The following is a 16,582-nucleotide window of genomic DNA, read 5'->3' on the forward strand; positions in this document are numbered from 1 at the left end:
CCGTGCAGCAGCCCCATGTAAGAACCGCGGAGGAAGTTGAGGAGTTCTTCGAGCAGATGCGGGCGGCAACCGAAACCGGTAACGACACCACCGTGACGCTGGCCGACTACGCAGCCTCGATCGGCGAGAGGTGGCAGCGCGGCCTCGACCCCACCTCCACCGCCGAGCTATACGAAACCGGGCTCCGGCTTCGCGTGCTGCCAGCGCTCGGGCACATCCGAGTCGCGAAGATCACCGCCGGGATGATCGACCGCACCATCGACACCTGGGAGACCGAGCACTCCGCCTCGACGATCAAGAACTCCATCGCCCCACTCGTCCGGGTCCTGGACGAAGCGGTCCGCGACGACATCATCTCCATCAACCCTGCCAAGCACCGCGCCCGCCGGAACCTCGGCAAACACGTCACCCAGACCACCGGAGCGCTCCGACAGTACGCGCTCCCAGATCTCCCGACGTTGCAGAACCTCGCGGCCGCCTGTGGGGAAGTGCACCAGTCCTACTCCGATCACGTCATGCTGGCCGCCCTCCTGGCAGCCCGCGGCTCCGAAGTCGCAGGACTGCGGGCAGGTGACGTGGACTGGGACAACCACATCGTCTGGATCAGACGCCAGCACTACCCCGGCAGAGGCGGTCTCGTCATCAAACAGACCAAGGGTCGCCGAGACCGCCCGGTCCCGATGCTTGACGCTCTCGAACCCGTTCTCGAACGTCTCACCGCTGAGAAAGAGCCCGACGACCCGCTCCTGCGGGGGCCGCGCGGCGGCGTCCTCACTACAGCGACGGTCCGCGACGCCACCCACTGGGACGACCTCGTGGCAAAGCTCGGCTTCGACAACCTCACCCGCCACGGGCTCCGCCACACCGGAGCAACCTGGATGGCCGACGCCGGCATCGCGCTCCATGTGCTCCAAGAGATCCTCGGGCACCAGTCGATCGAGACCACCAAGGGCTACCTGCACCCCGACCACCGGCACCTCGCCGAAGCCGCCAGGCAGGCCAACCAGTTCCTCTCCGCAGCACCCACCAGAAGGGATCCAGCCCGCCGCGACGGACCCCACCTATGACCACCGCTGAATTGCCGCTCCGACCCTTCCAGAAGGGGCCGGAGCATCGGCCTGCCCGGATTCTGGTCCACCTCATGGGCACCTATTGGTGCACCCCACGGTCGACGAGCCCGAACTGGATTGGTCCACTTAGTCAGTGGAAGGCTCGAGCAGATCGAGCGAGTGGACCAGCCAGTGACCACATCCAGAAACGACGAAGCCCTGGTGAAAGTTTCCTCTCACCAGGGCTTTTTGTCGGGATGACAGGATTTGAACCTGCGACCCCTTGACCCCCAGTCAAGTGCGCTACCAAGCTGCGCCACATCCCGTTGTTTAGTTTTCGAGCCATCTTGCCGCTTCAACGCACTTGACCCCCAGTCAAGTGCGCTACCAAGCTGCGCCACATCCCGCGACCGTGTTCGACACCGTTTCCGGCCCCGAACACCCGAGTTACGTTACCCCAACCCTGCCCGAATTTCACATCGGCGCGGGCGACTCGCGAGCCGCCCGCGCCGACTGGAAACCGAGCCAGTAGGGGCAACCACTCAGCGCTTGCGCTGGCGCTTCTCCCGCACCCGCATGGTGACCTCCAGCGGGGTGCCCTCGAAACCGAAGGTCTCACGGATCCGACGCTGGATGAACCGGCGGTAACCGGGGTCCAGGAACCCGGTGGTGAACAGCACGAACTTGGGCGGCCGGGAGGCCACCTGCGTCCCGAAGAGGATCCGGGGCTGCTTGCCACCGCGCACGGGGTGCGGGTGGGCCGCCACGATCTCGCCCAGGAACGCATTGAGCCGCCCGGTGGGGATGCGGCGGTCCCAGGAGTCCAGGGAGGTGTGCAGCGCCGGGACCAGCTTGTCCTTGTGCCACCCGGTCTTGGCCGAGAGGTTCACCCGGGGAGCCCAGGACACGTGGGCCAGATCCCGTTCGATCTCGCGTTCCAGGTAGAACCGGCGCTCGTCATCCAGGGTGTCCCACTTGTTGAACGCGAGCACCAGCGCGCGGCCCGAGTCCACGGCCATTTGCAGGATGCGCACGTCCTGTTCGGAGAGCACCTCGTCCACGGCGAGCAGCACCACGGCCACCTCGGCGCGTTCTAGAGCGGTCTGGGTGCGCAGCGACGCGTAGAAGTCCGCCCCCTGCTGCAGGTGCACGCGGCGGCGGATGCCGGCGGTGTCGATGAACCGCCACGGTTCCCCGCCGAGCATCACGATCTCGTCCACGGGGTCACGCGTGGTGCCGGCGGTCTCGTCCACGACCACGCGCTCGGAACCGGCGAGCTTGTTCAGCAGGGAGGACTTGCCCACGTTGGGCCGCCCGATCAGGGCCACGCGGCGCGGTCCACCCTCGAGCTCGGCCTCGGCCACCTCCGAGTACTCGGGCAGCGCCGCCACGAGGGCGTCCAGCGCGTCGCCAGAACCCTTGCCGTGCAGCGCGGAGACCGGGAACGGCTCCCCCATACCCAGGGACCACAGCGCGGTGGCCTCGATCTCGAGCTGCGGGGAATCCGCCTTGTTGGCCACCACGATGATCGGCTTGGTCACGCGCCGCAGCATGGACACCACGGCCTCGTCGGTCGCGGAGACCCCCACGGTCACGTCCAGCACGAGCAGCACGGCGTCCGCGTTCTCCACGGCCAGCTCCGCCTGATCGGCCACGCGCTTGTGGATGCCCTTGGCGTCCTGCTCCCACCCGCCTGTGTCCACCAGGGTGAAGTTCTTCCCGTTCCACTCCGCTTTGTAGGACACGCGGTCGCGCGTGACGCCCGGGGTGTCCTCGACCACGGCCTCGCGGCGCCCGATCACGCGGTTGACCAGTGTGGACTTGCCCACGTTGGGCCGGCCGACCACGGCCACCACGGGGTCGGGGCGGCGGGCGTCCCGCTCGTCGTCTCCGTCGACCCAGTCCGCGAGCAGCGCGGCGTCCTCGTCGTCCAGCTCGTAGTCGGCCAGCCCTTCGCGCAGGGCCTGCGCACGGGCCTCGGCCTCGGCGTCGTCGATCGCGGCCAGGCGCTGGGAGATGTCCTCGTTGCCCCCGCCCAGGACGGACTGTTCGTAGGAGTCCACCGTGGGCTCGTCCGATGCGCTCATGGTTACCTCGCTTCCTCGGGGGCGTTGGCGCCCGTGTCGTGAGGCGCGGCGAGCGCCCCGTCGTGTGTGGTGGCGCGGATGATCAGGTCGATCACGCCCTGCACCGTTTGTTCCATGGTCAGTTCGGAGGAGTCGAGCAGGTGCACACCGTCCTGCGCCGTAGTGAAGTTCACCACGGTGGAGTCCTTGGCGTCCCTGCCCACCACACGGGCCTCCAGGTCCGACGACGCCGCTGCGCCCACCTGTTTGCCCCGCCGCGCCATCCGCGCGGCCTCCGAGGCGGTCAGCAGGATCCGCACCTGGGCGTCCGGGGCCACGACCGTGGTGATGTCCCGGCCCTCGGCCACGATCCGGTACCCGCTGTCCCGGATGATGTCCTGCTGCATGCGCACCAGGACCTCGCGGGCGGGGATGGTCGTGGAGACCGCAGAGACGCGGTCCGTGACCCGGTTACCGCGGATTACCGTGCGCACGTTCTGCCCGGCCACCGTGATCCGCTCCTCGTGGGGATCGGTGCCCATCTCCAGGGGGACGGTCTCGGTTGCGGCCGTGACGGCCTGCGGATCGGTGAGATCCACCCCGGATTCGAGGCACCACCAGGTCACCGCGCGGTACATGGCTCCCGTGTCCAGGTAGGCCAGGTCGAAGCGGCGGGCCACCTCCTTGGACACCGAGGACTTCCCGGAGCCCGAGGGCCCGTCGATCGCGACCACGAGTCGCGCGTTCGTGTCCCATGCGTTCATCACTGCACCACCTTCCAGCCGCGTTCCTGCAGCTCGTCCACGAGGCCTTCCCGGCGGTTGGGATCCACCGAGGCCACGACCAGGCCCACCGGTTGCCCGGGTGAGTGTTCCAGGCGCAGGTCCTCCAGGTTGACCCCGATCTCCCCGATCTCCGTGAGCAACTTGGCAATGGTCCCGGGGGTGTCGTCCACGGCCACGGTGAAGGTTGCGAAGGCCCGCGGTGCCCCGCCGTGCTTGCCGGGGATCCGCGCCTGGCCCGCATTGCCCTCGGCCATGAGTTGGGCGATGTCCAATCGCGCACCGTCCGCCGCCGGGTCCTCCAGCGTGGCGATGAGCCGTTCGATGTCCTCGCGCACCTCGTACAGCGAGCGCACCACGGGCCGGGCGTTCGCGGAGAGGATCTGCACCCACAGACCGGGGTCCGAGCCCGCGATCCGGGTGGTGTCCCGCAACCCCTGCCCCGCGAGGGACAGGTGGTGCAGCGGGGTGTCCTGCAACCGGGAGGCCAGCAGGGAGGACATCACCTGCGGCACGTGGGAGATCAGCGCGACGGTCTCGTCGTGTTCGGTGGGGTCCAGCACCGTGATCGTGGCGCCGAGGTCCACCGCGAGGTTCTTCGCCGCCGTGATGGCGCCCGCACCGGTCTCAGGACCGGGGCAGATCACCCACGGCATGGACGTGAACAACTCCCCGCGCGCGGCCACGGGCCCGGACTTCTCCCGCCCGGTCATGGGGTGGGTCCCCACGTACCGGGTGAGGTCCGCACCGGACGCCGTGACGGCGGCCAGGATGGGGGCCTTGACGGAGGCGATGTCCAGCACCGTGGCACCCGGGTGATCGGTCAGTGCCTGCACCACGAGCTCGGCCACGACGTCCGGAGGGGCCGCGACCACCACGAGCACGGGCTCGGGCACGTCCCCGCCCGCGGCGCGCACGCTGCGCCCCGCGCCGATGTCCTGGGCCACGGCCTCCGTGGTGGGCGAGGAGTCCCGCAAGTACACGCTCACACCCAGGTGCCGCAGGCCCAGGCCGATGCTCGCCCCGAGCAGACCGGAACCGATGACCAGCACCGGTCCGGTCGTGGATGCTGTCACGGGAACCACGATCACATCCCCACGGACGCGAGGAGGTTGCCCACCTCGGTGTACGAGAGCTTGCGCACGGTGCCCTGGCGCTGGTCACCGATCGCAATGGGGCCCACGTGGGTGCGCGCGAGCTTCTCCACGGGGTGGTTCACGGCGTCGAACATGCGGCGCACGATCCGGTTGCGCCCGGAGTGCAGCACCACCTCGATGAGCACGTGCCCGGGGGTGGAGTCCACGAGGCGGAAGTCGTCCACCTTCGCATCGCCGTCCTCGAGCCGGATGCCCTGCTTCATCTGATTGCCCACGCCCTTCTCCACGGGCCCGTGCACCTGGACCAGGTACGTCTTGGGGACCTCGTAGGAGGGGTGGGTCAGGCGGTTGGTGAGCTCGCCGTCGTTGGTGAGCAGCAGCAGACCCTCGGTCTCCACGTCCAGGCGGCCCACGTGGAACACGCGTTCGTGCTTGCGCGGGTCCAGGAAGTCGCTCACGCAGCGCCGGCCGTCCGGGTCCTCCATGGTGGAGACCACACCGGCGGGCTTGTTGAACGCGTAGTAGACGAGCTTCTCGTCGGCCTGGATGCGCATCCCGTCCACGTGCACGACCTGCAGCACAGGATCCACGCGCACGCCCAGCTCGGTGACGATCTCACCGTCCACGGACACGCGCCCGTCCTGGATCATCTCCTCGCACACGCGCCGGCTCGCCACGCCCGCCTGGGCCATGAGCTTCTGCAGCCGCATGCCGTTCTCGTCGTGCACCTCCAGCCGGTCCACGGGCGGGTTCTTGGGACGACGACGCCGGTGCGGGCCGTGCTCCTTGATCGCCGCCGCGCGGCGCTCGTACTTGTCCACGCCCGCGAACGCGCGGGGCTTCTGGGGTCCCTTGCGGGACGCCGCGGCCTTGGGCTTGCCCGCCGCCTTGCCGCGCCCGGCACCCGGGCCCTTGGAGTAGCCACGCCCGGCTGCGTCGCCCGAGCGGGATCCGGAGGCCTTACCGGGACCCGAGCGGAAGCCGGCCTTGGGCCCGGATTTGGAGCCCTTGCCGCGACCCTGGGGGCCGCGGGCTCCCCCGCCGCGGGATGGGTTGTTGCGTGATTGTGCCATGCGTCGATCAGTCCTCTATGTCGTCAAGTTGGTCGGTTCCCGGCAGCAGGGGTGCGATGTCCGGGAGCTCGTCCAGCGAGCCGAGACCGAGTTTTTCCAGGAAGAGCGGGGTGGTGGAGTACAGGACGGAGCCCGTGGCCTCCTCACGCTCGTGGGCCGTGAGCAGACCGCGCTGCACCAGGGTGCGGACCACGCCGTCCACGTTCACGCCGCGGATCGCCGAGACGCGGGAGCGGGAGACCGGTTGCAGGTAGGCCACCACGGCCAGGGTCTCCAGGGCGGCCTGTGACAACCGCGAGCTGCTGCCCTCCACCACGAAGTCCGTGACGAGCTGCGCGTGCTCGCTGCGGGAGTAGATCCGCCACCCGCCGGCCACCTCGCGCAGTTCGAAACCTCGCACGCGGGCGGCGGGCACCGCCTCGTCGCGGGAGGCCGACCGTCCATCATATCCGGCAGTGCCGTCCCGTGGTGAGTGCGCCGGGGTGTTTCCGATCACGCCGTCGTAGTCGGCTTTGAGGTGTTCCAGGGCGCTGCGCACCCGGTGCACGGGTTCGCCCGTGACGCGCGCGAACTCCTCGAGCTGCACGGGGGCCGCGGCCACCATGAGCACGGCCTCCAGGGCAGAATACAACTGCGCGTCGTCGACCCCTGTGGACTGTTCCGAGTCGTGGGTGTCGACGATGTCGACAATGGGGGGTCGTGCGGGGCTGGGTTCCGCCACGCGCTCATCATCTCCTTCGGTACGGTTCACACCGATCCTGTGCGGGAATCATTCTCCCAGGTTTTGCTCCTCGGCGCTCGCCGCCGGATCCGCCTCCGCGCCCGTGTACTCGCTGCTCAGGGACTCGGCGGTCCAGTCGTCGGAGCCGTCCCAGCGCACGAGCAGGGGCCCGAGCACCTCGTCCTGGCGCATCCGCACCACCCGGTCTCGGTACATCTCGAGCAGGGCCAGGAACCGCACGACGATCACCAGGGTGGAGGTCGCATCCGCGATCAGGGACCGGAACGTGTGCTCCTCGCCGTCCCGCAGCGCCTCGGCGAGCGTCTCGGCCTCGTCCGCGACCCGCACCCGCGCGCCGTGGAGGTGAGCGACGTCGACCTCTTCGGGGACGTGCCGCTCGGGATCCAGCGCGACGACGGCCAGGTGCGCGAGCTGATCGGGGGTGAGCGTCCACGTGAGCGGCGGCAGGGCCGTGACCACCGCGGGGTCCAGGTCCACGTGGCGCGGGATCCGTACCGACTCCGCGGCGAAGCGCGCGTTGAGCTGCCCCGCGACCTCCTTGAACGCCTTGTACTGCAGCAAGCGCGCGAACAGCAGGTCGCGCGCTTCGAGCAGTTCGACGTCGTACTCGTCCTCGACCTCGCCGCGCGGCAACAAGCGCGCGGCCTTGAGATCGAGCAGCGTGGCCGCGACCACGAGGAACTCGCTCGCCTCGTCGAGTGCCTTGGGCGAGGCGATCTCCTGCAGTTCGCGCACGTACTGGATGAATTCGTCCGTGACCGCTGACAGGGACACCTGGGTGATGTCCATCTCGTGCTTGGCGATCAGGGACAGCAGGACGTCGAACGGACCCTGGAAGTTCTCGAGCGCCACGGTGAATCCCGCGGCCGCCCCGGACGGCGCGTCCGACTGCTCGCCGGAAGACCCACCCGACGGCGCGCTCGCCTCGAGCTCGGTGGTGCTCACGAGCGCGTGGGGATCACGGCGCCCCGCCGCGCGAGATCAACTCGCGCGCGAGCTGGCGGTAGGACTCCGCCCCGGGGTGGTTGGTCGCGAAGTTGAGGATCGGCTCGGCGGCCACGGTGGCGTCCGGGAACTTCACGGTGCGCTTGATGACCGTGTCGAAGACCTTGTCCCCGAACGCGTCCACGATGCGGGCGATCACCTCGCGCGAGTGCAGGGTGCGGGAGTCGAACATGGTGGCCAGCACGCCGTCGATCTGCAGCTTGGGGTTGATCCGGTCCTGGACCTTGGAGATCGAGTCCACGAGCAACGCGACCGCGCGCAGCGCGAAGAACTCGCAGATCAGCGGGATGATCACGCCGTGCGACGCCGTGAGCGCGTTGACCGTGAGCAACCCCAGCGACGGCTGGCAATCGATCAGGATCACGTCGTAGTAGTCCTCGACCTTGCGCAGCGCGGAGGCGAGCACCTGTTCGCGGGCCACCTCGGTCACGAGCTGGACCTCCGCGGCGGAGAGGTCGATGTTGGCGGGCAACAGGTCCACGTTCTCCACGTGGGTCTGCTGCACCACGTCCCATACGTCCACGGAGCGGTCCATCATCACGTTGTAGATGGTCAGGTCCAACTCGTGGGGGTTGGAGCCGAAGCCCGCGGACAGCGCGCCCTGCGGGTCGAAGTCCACGAGCAGCACCTTGCGCCCCAACTCGGCGAGCGCGGCCCCCAGGTTGATCGTGGACGTGGTCTTACCCACCCCGCCCTTCTGGTTGACCATCGCGATGATGCGGGCGGGGCCGTGTTCCGTGAGCTCGGGCGGGTCCGGGAAGGTCCGCACGGGGCGGCCGGTGGGGCCTACGGCGTCCGACGCCGGGTTCTGCTGGGGCGTCTCATCACTGGCGTTGCTCACGGGCGACAGCCTTCCTTCCTGGGCGTCCGTTCAAGTCTCAACGCCCTACCCTACCGCCCGGGGGTGCACCCGACCGGTACCAGCTGCGCTCCCCCGCACGAACGTGGACATGCACCGGGCCCCACCGCGGTGACGGCGGGGCCCGGTACGGGGTCTCGGTGGCGTGACCTGGGGAGTCAGTGCTCCCGCGGGGTCACGGGCCGGGATTCCGGATGTCCCTCCAGGGCCTGCTCCGGGGCGGTCGGGGAGCCGTGCGGGTCCACCGTGAGGGATTCCTCGTCGAAGGGCTCGGCACCCGAGAGCACCCGGCGCACCCGGTCCTTGTCCACCTGCTTGACCCACGTGCCCAGCACCAGGGTGGCCACCGCGTTACCAGAGAAGTTGGTCAGGGCGCGGGCCTCGGACATGAACCGGTCGATGCCCACGATCAGCCCCACACCGTCCACGAGGTCCGGGCGGTGGGACTGCAGGCCGGCGGCCAGTGTGGCGATGCCCGCGCCGGAGACACCGGCCGCACCCTTGGACGCGATGATCATGAACAGCAGCAGCGTGATCTGCTCCCCCAGCGCCAGCGGCTTGCCCATGGCGTCCGCGACGAACAGCGCACCCATGGTCAGGTAGATCGCGGTGCCGTCCAGGTTGAACGAGTAACCCGTGGGCACCACCACACCCACGACCGGCTTGGACACACCCAGGTGCTCCATCTTGGCGATTAACCGCGGCAGGGCCGCCTCGGAGGAGGACGTGGAGAAGATCAGCAGGTACTCGCGGGCCAGGTACCTCATGAGCGAGAAGATGTTGACCCCGGAGACGAGCTTGAGGATCAACCCCAGGACCACCACGATGAACAGGATGCACGTGACGTAGAACGCGAGCATGAGCCCAATCATGGACACGATGGCTTTCATGCCGGTGGCACCGACCACCGCGGCGATCGCCCCGAGCGCACCGATGGGTGCGAGCCACATGACCATCATGAGCAGCCGGAACACGACCGCCTGGATGTAGGTCACGGCCTTGAGCACGGGCTTGCCGGACTCCCCCATGGCCTGCAGTGCGAAGCCCACGAGCAGCGCGACCAGCAGGGTCTGCAGGATGTTCCCGGAGGTCAGGGCGGAGAACAGCGTGGTGGGGACGATGCCCAGCACGAAGCCCACGGCACCGCCCTCGGCCGAGTGGTCTCCCCCGGAGGCCAGCCCCGAGGAGTCGTAGTGCGCGTTGGCCAGGTCCAGTCCGGATCCGGGCTGGACGATGTTGCCGACCACCAGACCGATCGCGAGCGCGAACGTGGACATCACGATGAAGTAGGTCAGCGCGAGCCCGCCCACCTTGCCCACCGTGGCGGCGTGGGCGATGGACCCCACCCCGAGCACGATCGTGCAGAAGATCACTGGCGCGATCATCATCTTAATCAGGGCGATGAACCCCGTGCCGAGCGGCTTCAGCGCCACACCGACGTCCGGGAACAACAACCCGATCAGCGCGCCGAGCACCACGCCGGCGATCACGAAGATGTAGAGGTAGTGGGTGCGGTCCTTCTTCCGCGGACCGGCGCCCGCGGCGCGGGCTCCCCCGGGGACGCTGCCCCGGACGCGCGTGTCTGACATGGTGTCTCCTGACGGGTCGGAGGTGGTTCGGTGGTGGAATGGTGATCAGCCTCACGCACCATCCGCGCCCGCGTCGCGTTGTGGTCATATCGTTCATGACCGGGATCACAGTGCCCGCCGCGGACCTCCCACTGCCCGCCCGTACGACCCGCACCATTCGCTCGGAGCCGCCATGTCCCTCGCCCGCCGTTTCCTCGCCCTGCAGTTGGGGCTGGTGGTGGTCATCTCGCTCGTGGTGGCCGGTGTGATGGTGTGGCAGACCCACACCCGGGTCACGGAGCAGGCCCAGGCGGTCACGCGGGTGGCCACGGGAACACTCGTGGACGATCCGTTCGTGCGGGACGCACTGCTTTCCTCCGACCCCCACCCGAGGCTGCAGGAGTTGACGAGCACCCTCGAACGGGACACCGCGGTGGACTTCATCACGATCATGACCCCGGACGGCACCCGGATCACCCACCACGACGAGGGCCTCGTGGGTCAGCAGTACCTGGGCGACCGTTCGCAGGCGCTGCACGGCGAGGTGCACACCGCGACCGAGGTGGGTCGGCTGGGTCCCTCCGTGCGCACGATCGCGCCCGTGCGGGACCGGGACGGGACCATCATCGGACTCGTGTCCTCGGGGGTGCTCGTGAACCGGATCGCCGCGGAGAGCCGCCACGAGCTGCCAGGACTCGCCCTGATCGTGGGTGCGCTGCTCGCGGCGGCCTCGGTGGTCTGCGTCCTGGTGGCGCGCTACCTCAACCGCGTCACGGACGGGCGCTCCCCCGAATCTCTCGTGCGCGGTCTCGCGCTCAATCGCGCGGTGCTGTCCCGCGCACGGGAGGGGCTCGTGTTGCTGGACCCCGCCGACCGCCCGGTGCTGAGCAACACGCGCGCCGGTGAGCTGCTCGGCGTCACCCCCGGCGAGCAGCGCGGCTCCTCGCCGGAGGACACCCGCTTCGAGCCGTACGACAACGCCCGCTCCGGCCCCGGGGGTCCACGACACGGTCGCGGTCTCTCGGGTCCACGCGGGATCGCCCGACGGCGACGCCGCCCCGCCGCCGAGCCCGTGCCCCCGGCCGTAGCCGAGCTGCTCGCCCGGGCGGACACGTTCACGGACGAACGCTGCACCGTGGCGGGACGCACCCTGGTGGCCTCGTGCACCCGGGTCTCGGAGGACTCCGGGCTGCGTGTGCTGATGGTCCAGGACCAGACGGAGCTGAGCAGGATGTCCGGCGAGCTGGACACCGTGCGCACGATGGCCGCCGGGCTGCGCGCCCAGACCCACGAGCACGCCAACCGGATGCACACCGTGGTCTCGCTGCTCGAACTCGAGCGCTACCCCCAGGCCCGGGACTTCGCGGCTTCGACCCTCGAGGGGTCAGTGCGATTGGGTGTGACCGCCCGGGAGATCGAGGACCCGTACGTCGCGGCATTGCTCGCGGGTAAGACCGCCACGGCCCACGAACGCGGCGTGGAACTCGTGGTCGTGACCCACGAGCGGGTGTCACCGCTCGCCGTGGACCCGTCCGAGCTCGTGAGCGTCCTCGGCAACCTCGTCGACAATGCCGTGGATGCGGTCAGCGATGTCGAACGGGACGAACGTCCGGACGACGAACCGCCCACCGTGGAGGTGGAACTCGTCCCGTCCCGAGACGGGCGGTTCGTGCACCTCACGGTCGCCGACAACGGGCCCGGCATCCGACCGGACGTCCGGGAGCGGCTCTTCGACCCCGGGGTCACCACCAAGCCCGCCACGGACGCACCCCGCGGGGTGGGCCTGGACGTCGTGCGCCGGGCGGTGGAGGGCTGGGGTACCGAACTCACGGTGTCCCACGAGGCGGGCGCCGTGTTCTCGGTGGACATCCCCGCGCAGCACCCCGCCCTCGATCGGAAGGAGAACCGATGATCCGCGTGCTCGTGGTGGACGACGAAGCCCTGACGGCGTCCGCGCACGCCGAGTACGTGGCCCGCTGCGCGGGATTCGAGGTGGCAGGGGTCGCGCGCAACGGCACGGCGGCCGTGCGCGCGGTGCGGGAGCGGGCGGCGTCGTCGGCCCCGGTGGACCTCGTACTGCTGGACCTCACGCTCCCGGACATCTCCGGGCTCGAGGTGGCCCGGGCCCTGCGAGCACAGCGCGCGGCCGTGGACCTGCTGATCGTCACCGCACATCGGGACGTGGCCACGGTGCGGGACGCCACCGCGGTGGGGGTGGTGGGCTACCTCGTGAAACCGTTCACGTTCGACGAGCTGCGGCGCAAGCTCGAGGCCTACGCCGCGTACCACCGGGTGCTCGCGGCGGCCACGCCGGACGACGCCGCGATCGAGCAAGCGGAGCTCGACCGGATCTTCGCCGCCCTGGTTGCTCGCCCCGCTTCCGCGCCGCCCAAGGGTCTCGCTCCCGACACCCTCGAAGCGGTCGCGGGATTCCTGCGGGAGGCCTCCGACTACCACTCCGCGGGTGAGCTCGCCCGTGAACTGGGGTTGTCCCGTGTCACGGCACGGCGCTACCTCGAGCACCTGTGCGCGGCGGGTTCCGTGGACCGGCGGGCGCGCCACGGCACACCCGGGCGCCCCGAACTGGAATACGGGTGGCGCCGCTGAACTCAGCGGCGCCACCCGTACGGTGATCGATCGGTCGTGGGGGGACTACTCGGAGGTCACGGCGCTGCTTTCCGCGCGGGCACGACGGCGCTCGCGGCGTCGTCGTACGAACGGGACGTGGACCCTGGCCACGAGCCCGCGGTGCGCGCGGTGCCTCAGCATCTTCAGGGGCCCCGGTGCGGGTACGGCGCGCGTAGAACGCGGCCACCAGCCCGAGCACGCCGAAGGCCACCATGGACGAGGTCCCGTAACGGGACAGGGAGTTCGTGGTTTCCGCCCACAGGGTGCGGCACGCGATGTCCAGGGGCAGGCCCACCAGGAACCCCAAGGCGCCCACGAGGAACAGGCCCCGACCCATCGTGAACATGATGGGGATCTCGAAGCGCACGGCCACGAAGGTCTCCAGGCCTTCCGCGACCATCCCCCGTACGACTCGGTGTTGCGCAGCCCACCGCCGCCGTTGCCGACGGCGCCCAGGATCGCCGGCGCCGATGGACGAACGGCTCGAGGACTGGCCCGGCAGCAGGGTGAGCACCGTGATCATCACGGCGTGCAGCGCCAGGCCGATCCAGAGCCAGATCTTCTAGGCCTGGGGACTCGTGGCCAGCACCGCCGCGACCACCAGGGCCGCGAGACTGCTTACGGACGAGCTCGAGAAGAGCCAGATGTTGGTCAACAGGGTGCCCAGGAGCGCCAGGCCGCGCAGGACTTCCAGAGCCACGAGCCGTCTGCTCATACTCAGGGCGAGGGCCTGGGCCCCGTCCACCGCACCTGCCGAGTCACCGGACGGCGGGTGGCAACGCCCCGCGAGTGATCCTTGACCGCACGGACGGGGAGTGTTTGTGAGGAGTCAGAGTGTCTACGCGACTGCGGAGTGCCCGCGCGGATCCTGTCGGTCCGCGCGAGCCGCTACCCCTGCTCGCGCGGTGCCAGCACGGCGTGCAGCGCCTCAAGTACGGAATCGTCCTCGATGGTCGAGGGCACCGTGTACTTCTCCCCGTCCGCCATCTGACGCATGGTCTTGCGCAGGATCTTCCCCGAGCGGGTCTTGGGCAGGGCGTCCACCACGGCCACGTCCTTGAAGTCCGCCACGGGCCCTATCTGCGAACGCACCATGCCCACGAGGTCCTCGCGCAGCTTCTGGGGTTCGATGTCCGATCCGGTCTTGAGCACCACATACCCGCTGGGGCGCTGACCCTTGAGGGGATCGTTCACACCGATCACCGCGCACTCGGCCACGTCCGGGTGGGTTGCCACGACCTGCTCCATGTGCCCCGTGGACAACCGGTGCCCGGAGACGTTGATGACGTCGTCGGTGCGGCCCATCACGAACACGTACCCGTTCTCATCGATGTAGCCCGAGTCCCCCGTGGCGTAGTAGCCCGGGAACGCCGAGAGGTAGGAGGACACGAACCGCTCGTCGTTGCGCCACAGGGTCACCAGGGTGCCCGGCGGCAGGGGCAGCCGCACCGCGATGTTGCCCTCTTCCCCCGGACCCAACGGCTCACCCACGGGGTCGAGGATCTCCACGTTGAACCCGGGCACGGGGACCGTGGGCGAGCCCGACACTATTGGCAGCTTCTCGATCCCGAAGGGGTTGGCGCAGATGGCCCACCCGGTCTCGGTCTGCCACCAGTGGTCCACCACGGGCACCCCGAGCACGTCCGAGGCCCAGCGGTGGGTCTCCGGGTCCAGTCGCTCACCGGCCACGAACAGCGTCTGCAGCGAGGAGATGTCGTAGTCGCGCACCAGGTCCCCCTGCGGATCGGCCTTGCGGATCGCGCGCAGCGCCGTGGGGGCGGTGAACAGCACCTTGACCCCGTGCTCGGCCACGCGCTTCCAGAAGGCCCCGGCGTCCGGGGTGCCCACGGGCTTGCCCTCGTAGACCACGGTGGTCGCGCCGGCCAACAGGGGCCCGTAGACGATGTAGGAGTGGCCCACGACCCATCCCACGTCCGAGGCGGTCCACATCACGTCCCCGGCGCCGATGTCGTAGATGTTGCGCATGGACCAGCTCAGGGCCACCGCGTGCCCGCCGTTGTCCCGCACCACGCCCTTGGGGGTGCCCGTGGTGCCGGAGGTGTAGAGGATGTAGAGCGGGTCGGTGGCCTTGACCGTCACGGGCTCCGCGGGCGTCACGCCGTCCTGCGCCTCGGTCCACGACAGCCACGCGGGCCCGCCGTCGCCGGCCCGCTCGCGCGCCTGGGCCACGGTCGTGACGAAACCGTCCCGTTCGTGCACGAGCACCGCCGACGGCGCGTGGTCGCTCAACTGCAGGGCCTCCTCGATCGCGGGCAGGTACTCGATCCGGCGCTTGGGCTCCACGCCACCGGACGCGGTGACGACGACCACCGGGGCGGAGTCGTCGATCCGGCTCGCCAGTTCCTTGGGGGCGAAACCCCCGAACACGACGGAGTGCACCGCACCCAGTCGCGCGCACGCGAGCATCGCGATCAGGGACTCCGCGATCATGGGCATGTAGAGCAGTACCCGGTCCCCCTTGGTCACACCCTGGGCGGCGAGCGCGCCGGCGAAGCGGGCCACGCGCTCCTGCAGCTGCGCGTACGTGATGTGTTCCTGGGTGTCCAGCACGGCGGAGTCGTAGATCAATGCCGTGCGTTCCCCGTGCCCCGCGGCCACGTGACGGTCCACGGCGTTGACGCACGTGTTGAGCTCCCCGTCCGGGAACCACCGGTAGAGGGGTGCGGCGGAGTCGTCGAGTGCGCGGGTGGGTGGGCTCACCCAGTCCACGGCGTCGGCGGCGTCGAGCCAGAACCGCTCGGGGTCCTCCACGCTGGAACGGTAGACGGATGCGTACGTGGCCTCGGACATGGCTTCCTCCGCGGGTGGTCGTGGTGAGGATCGGTGCCACCAGGATAGTGTCCCTGATCACACAAAACAAGAGCTTTGTATACACACAACGCGTAACTTCGTCTTCAGTCCCGGAAAACTCTTGGCGCATGACGGGCTCGTGTATACACTGAAAGAACTTTCGATCTTCAGGAGGAGCCATGCGAGCGGGTGAGCGTGCCTACCGCGAACTGCGCGCGGACATCGTGTCGTGGCGCCTGGTCCCCGGGCAGGTCCTGGGCGAAGTGGACCTCTCCGAACGGCTCGGCATCTCCCGCACCCCCGTGCGCGAAGCGCTGTCCCGGCTCACCGCGGACGGGCTCACCGAGCCGCACAACGGCCGCGGCGTCGTCGTCAGCGCCCTATCCGCGGACGACGTGCGCGCCCTCTACGAACTGCGCGACACGCTCGACTGCCGGGCCGCCGAACTCGCCGCCCAGCGCGGCGACCCAGAGACGTTCCGAGCGCTCGCGGACGAACTGTCCCACGCGGCGGAGCGGCTCTCGGACGACCCCGACCACCCCGCGTACTACGATCTCGTGGACCGCATGGACGAACAGATCGACGCCGCCGCGGGCAACCCCTACCTGCAACAGGCCCTCGAGAACGTGCGTCTGCACCTCGCCCGCGTGCGCCGGCTCGCCACCTCCGATCCGCAGCGGCTGGCCGCCGCGGCCGCCGAACACGAGGCGATCGCCCGCGCGATCGCGCACGGGGACGCACCCCTGGCCGTCGCGACCACGCGCGTGCACCTGAAGAACGCCCTGAGCAAGGCCCTCGGCTCACCCGCGCTCTCCGTGGCCCGCCCGGAGGCCTCCTGACCGGGGCGTACGCCCCACGAACCATCCGCAAACCCGCGGAGACATCCCAGAGACACCCCGCAG

Annotated in this window: 14 protein-coding genes and 1 tRNA gene; 4 read left to right on the forward strand and 11 right to left on the reverse strand. The window is 69.6% G+C overall.

Annotation, left to right across the window (positions count from 1 at the left end; all coding sequences use genetic code 11):
• Positions 1-2 precede the first annotated feature (2 nt).
• A complete protein-coding gene (locus ACW9PK_RS01070) occupies positions 3-1,067 on the forward strand; it encodes a tyrosine-type recombinase/integrase (RefSeq protein ID WP_457016263.1) in 1,065 nt (354 codons plus the stop codon).
• A gap of 234 nt (positions 1,068-1,301) precedes the next feature.
• Here ACW9PK_RS01070 and ACW9PK_RS01075 read toward each other — a convergent pair.
• The 9 genes from ACW9PK_RS01075 to ACW9PK_RS01115 form a co-directional block, all read right to left on the reverse strand.
• Positions 1,302-1,375: transfer RNA gene (locus ACW9PK_RS01075), tRNA-Pro, on the reverse strand.
• A gap of 216 nt (positions 1,376-1,591) precedes the next feature.
• Positions 1,592-3,136 (reverse strand): ribosome biogenesis GTPase Der, encoded by a 1,545-nt coding sequence (gene der, locus ACW9PK_RS01080; protein ID WP_457016264.1) that lies wholly within the window; start codon positions 3,134-3,136, stop codon positions 1,592-1,594.
• Between the two features lie 2 nt (positions 3,137-3,138).
• Positions 3,139-3,879 (reverse strand): (d)CMP kinase, encoded by a 741-nt coding sequence (gene cmk / locus ACW9PK_RS01085; RefSeq protein ID WP_457016265.1) that lies wholly within the window; start codon positions 3,877-3,879, stop codon positions 3,139-3,141.
• Positions 3,879-4,988 (reverse strand): prephenate dehydrogenase, encoded by a 1,110-nt coding sequence (locus ACW9PK_RS01090; RefSeq protein WP_098055211.1) that lies wholly within the window; start codon positions 4,986-4,988, stop codon positions 3,879-3,881. The genes cmk and ACW9PK_RS01090 overlap by 1 nt, the downstream gene beginning before the upstream one ends.
• On the reverse strand, positions 4,985-6,067 hold the full coding sequence (locus tag ACW9PK_RS01095) for a pseudouridine synthase (protein WP_457016266.1): 1,083 nt from the start codon (positions 6,065-6,067) through the stop codon (positions 4,985-4,987). The genes ACW9PK_RS01090 and ACW9PK_RS01095 overlap by 4 nt, the downstream gene beginning before the upstream one ends.
• 7 nt (positions 6,068-6,074) lie before the next feature.
• On the reverse strand, positions 6,075-6,749 hold the full coding sequence (gene scpB / locus ACW9PK_RS01100; RefSeq protein WP_457017136.1) for an SMC-Scp complex subunit ScpB: 675 nt from the start codon (positions 6,747-6,749) through the stop codon (positions 6,075-6,077).
• 87 nt (positions 6,750-6,836) lie between these two features.
• The gene (locus ACW9PK_RS01105; RefSeq protein ID WP_457016267.1) at positions 6,837-7,754 is read right to left on the reverse strand and encodes a segregation and condensation protein A; all 918 of its coding nucleotides are present in this window, start codon (positions 7,752-7,754) and stop codon (positions 6,837-6,839) included.
• 13 nt (positions 7,755-7,767) lie between these two features.
• Positions 7,768-8,655, reverse strand: coding sequence for a ParA family protein (locus tag ACW9PK_RS01110; protein WP_270257562.1), 888 nt, complete (start codon positions 8,653-8,655; stop codon positions 7,768-7,770).
• Between the two features lie 176 nt (positions 8,656-8,831).
• On the reverse strand, positions 8,832-10,262 hold the full coding sequence (locus tag ACW9PK_RS01115; protein ID WP_144996936.1) for a cation:dicarboxylate symporter family transporter: 1,431 nt from the start codon (positions 10,260-10,262) through the stop codon (positions 8,832-8,834).
• 172 nt (positions 10,263-10,434) lie between these two features.
• Between ACW9PK_RS01115 and ACW9PK_RS01120 the strand changes: the two genes are divergently transcribed.
• Positions 10,435-12,153 (forward strand): ATP-binding protein, encoded by a 1,719-nt coding sequence (locus ACW9PK_RS01120; RefSeq protein ID WP_457016268.1) that lies wholly within the window; start codon positions 10,435-10,437, stop codon positions 12,151-12,153.
• Positions 12,150-12,848, forward strand: a complete 699-nt coding sequence (locus ACW9PK_RS01125) for a response regulator (RefSeq protein ID WP_457016269.1) — start codon at positions 12,150-12,152, stop codon at positions 12,846-12,848. Before ACW9PK_RS01120 ends, ACW9PK_RS01125 begins: the two co-directional genes overlap by 4 nt.
• Before the next feature lie 583 nt (positions 12,849-13,431).
• Here the strand turns inward: ACW9PK_RS01125 and ACW9PK_RS01130 are convergent.
• Both ACW9PK_RS01130 and ACW9PK_RS01135 read right to left on the reverse strand, forming a co-directional pair.
• Positions 13,432-13,614: a hypothetical protein gene (locus ACW9PK_RS01130; RefSeq protein ID WP_085105873.1), complete on the reverse strand. Its 183-nt coding sequence runs from the start codon at positions 13,612-13,614 to the stop codon at positions 13,432-13,434.
• A 143-nt stretch (positions 13,615-13,757) separates the two neighbouring features.
• Positions 13,758-15,680 carry a propionyl-CoA synthetase gene (locus tag ACW9PK_RS01135; RefSeq protein WP_144996949.1) on the reverse strand — a complete coding sequence of 641 codons (1,923 nt, stop codon included), beginning with the start codon at positions 15,678-15,680 and terminating at the stop codon, positions 13,758-13,760.
• Positions 15,681-15,859: 179 nt separating this feature from the next.
• Here ACW9PK_RS01135 and ACW9PK_RS01140 point away from each other — a divergent pair, with 179 nt between their 5' ends.
• On the forward strand, positions 15,860-16,519 hold the full coding sequence (locus ACW9PK_RS01140; RefSeq protein WP_368844978.1) for a GntR family transcriptional regulator: 660 nt from the start codon (positions 15,860-15,862) through the stop codon (positions 16,517-16,519).
• Positions 16,520-16,582: the final 63 nt, after the last annotated feature.

The sequence above is a fragment of the Kocuria sp. MNB10 genome, assembly GCF_054073685.1.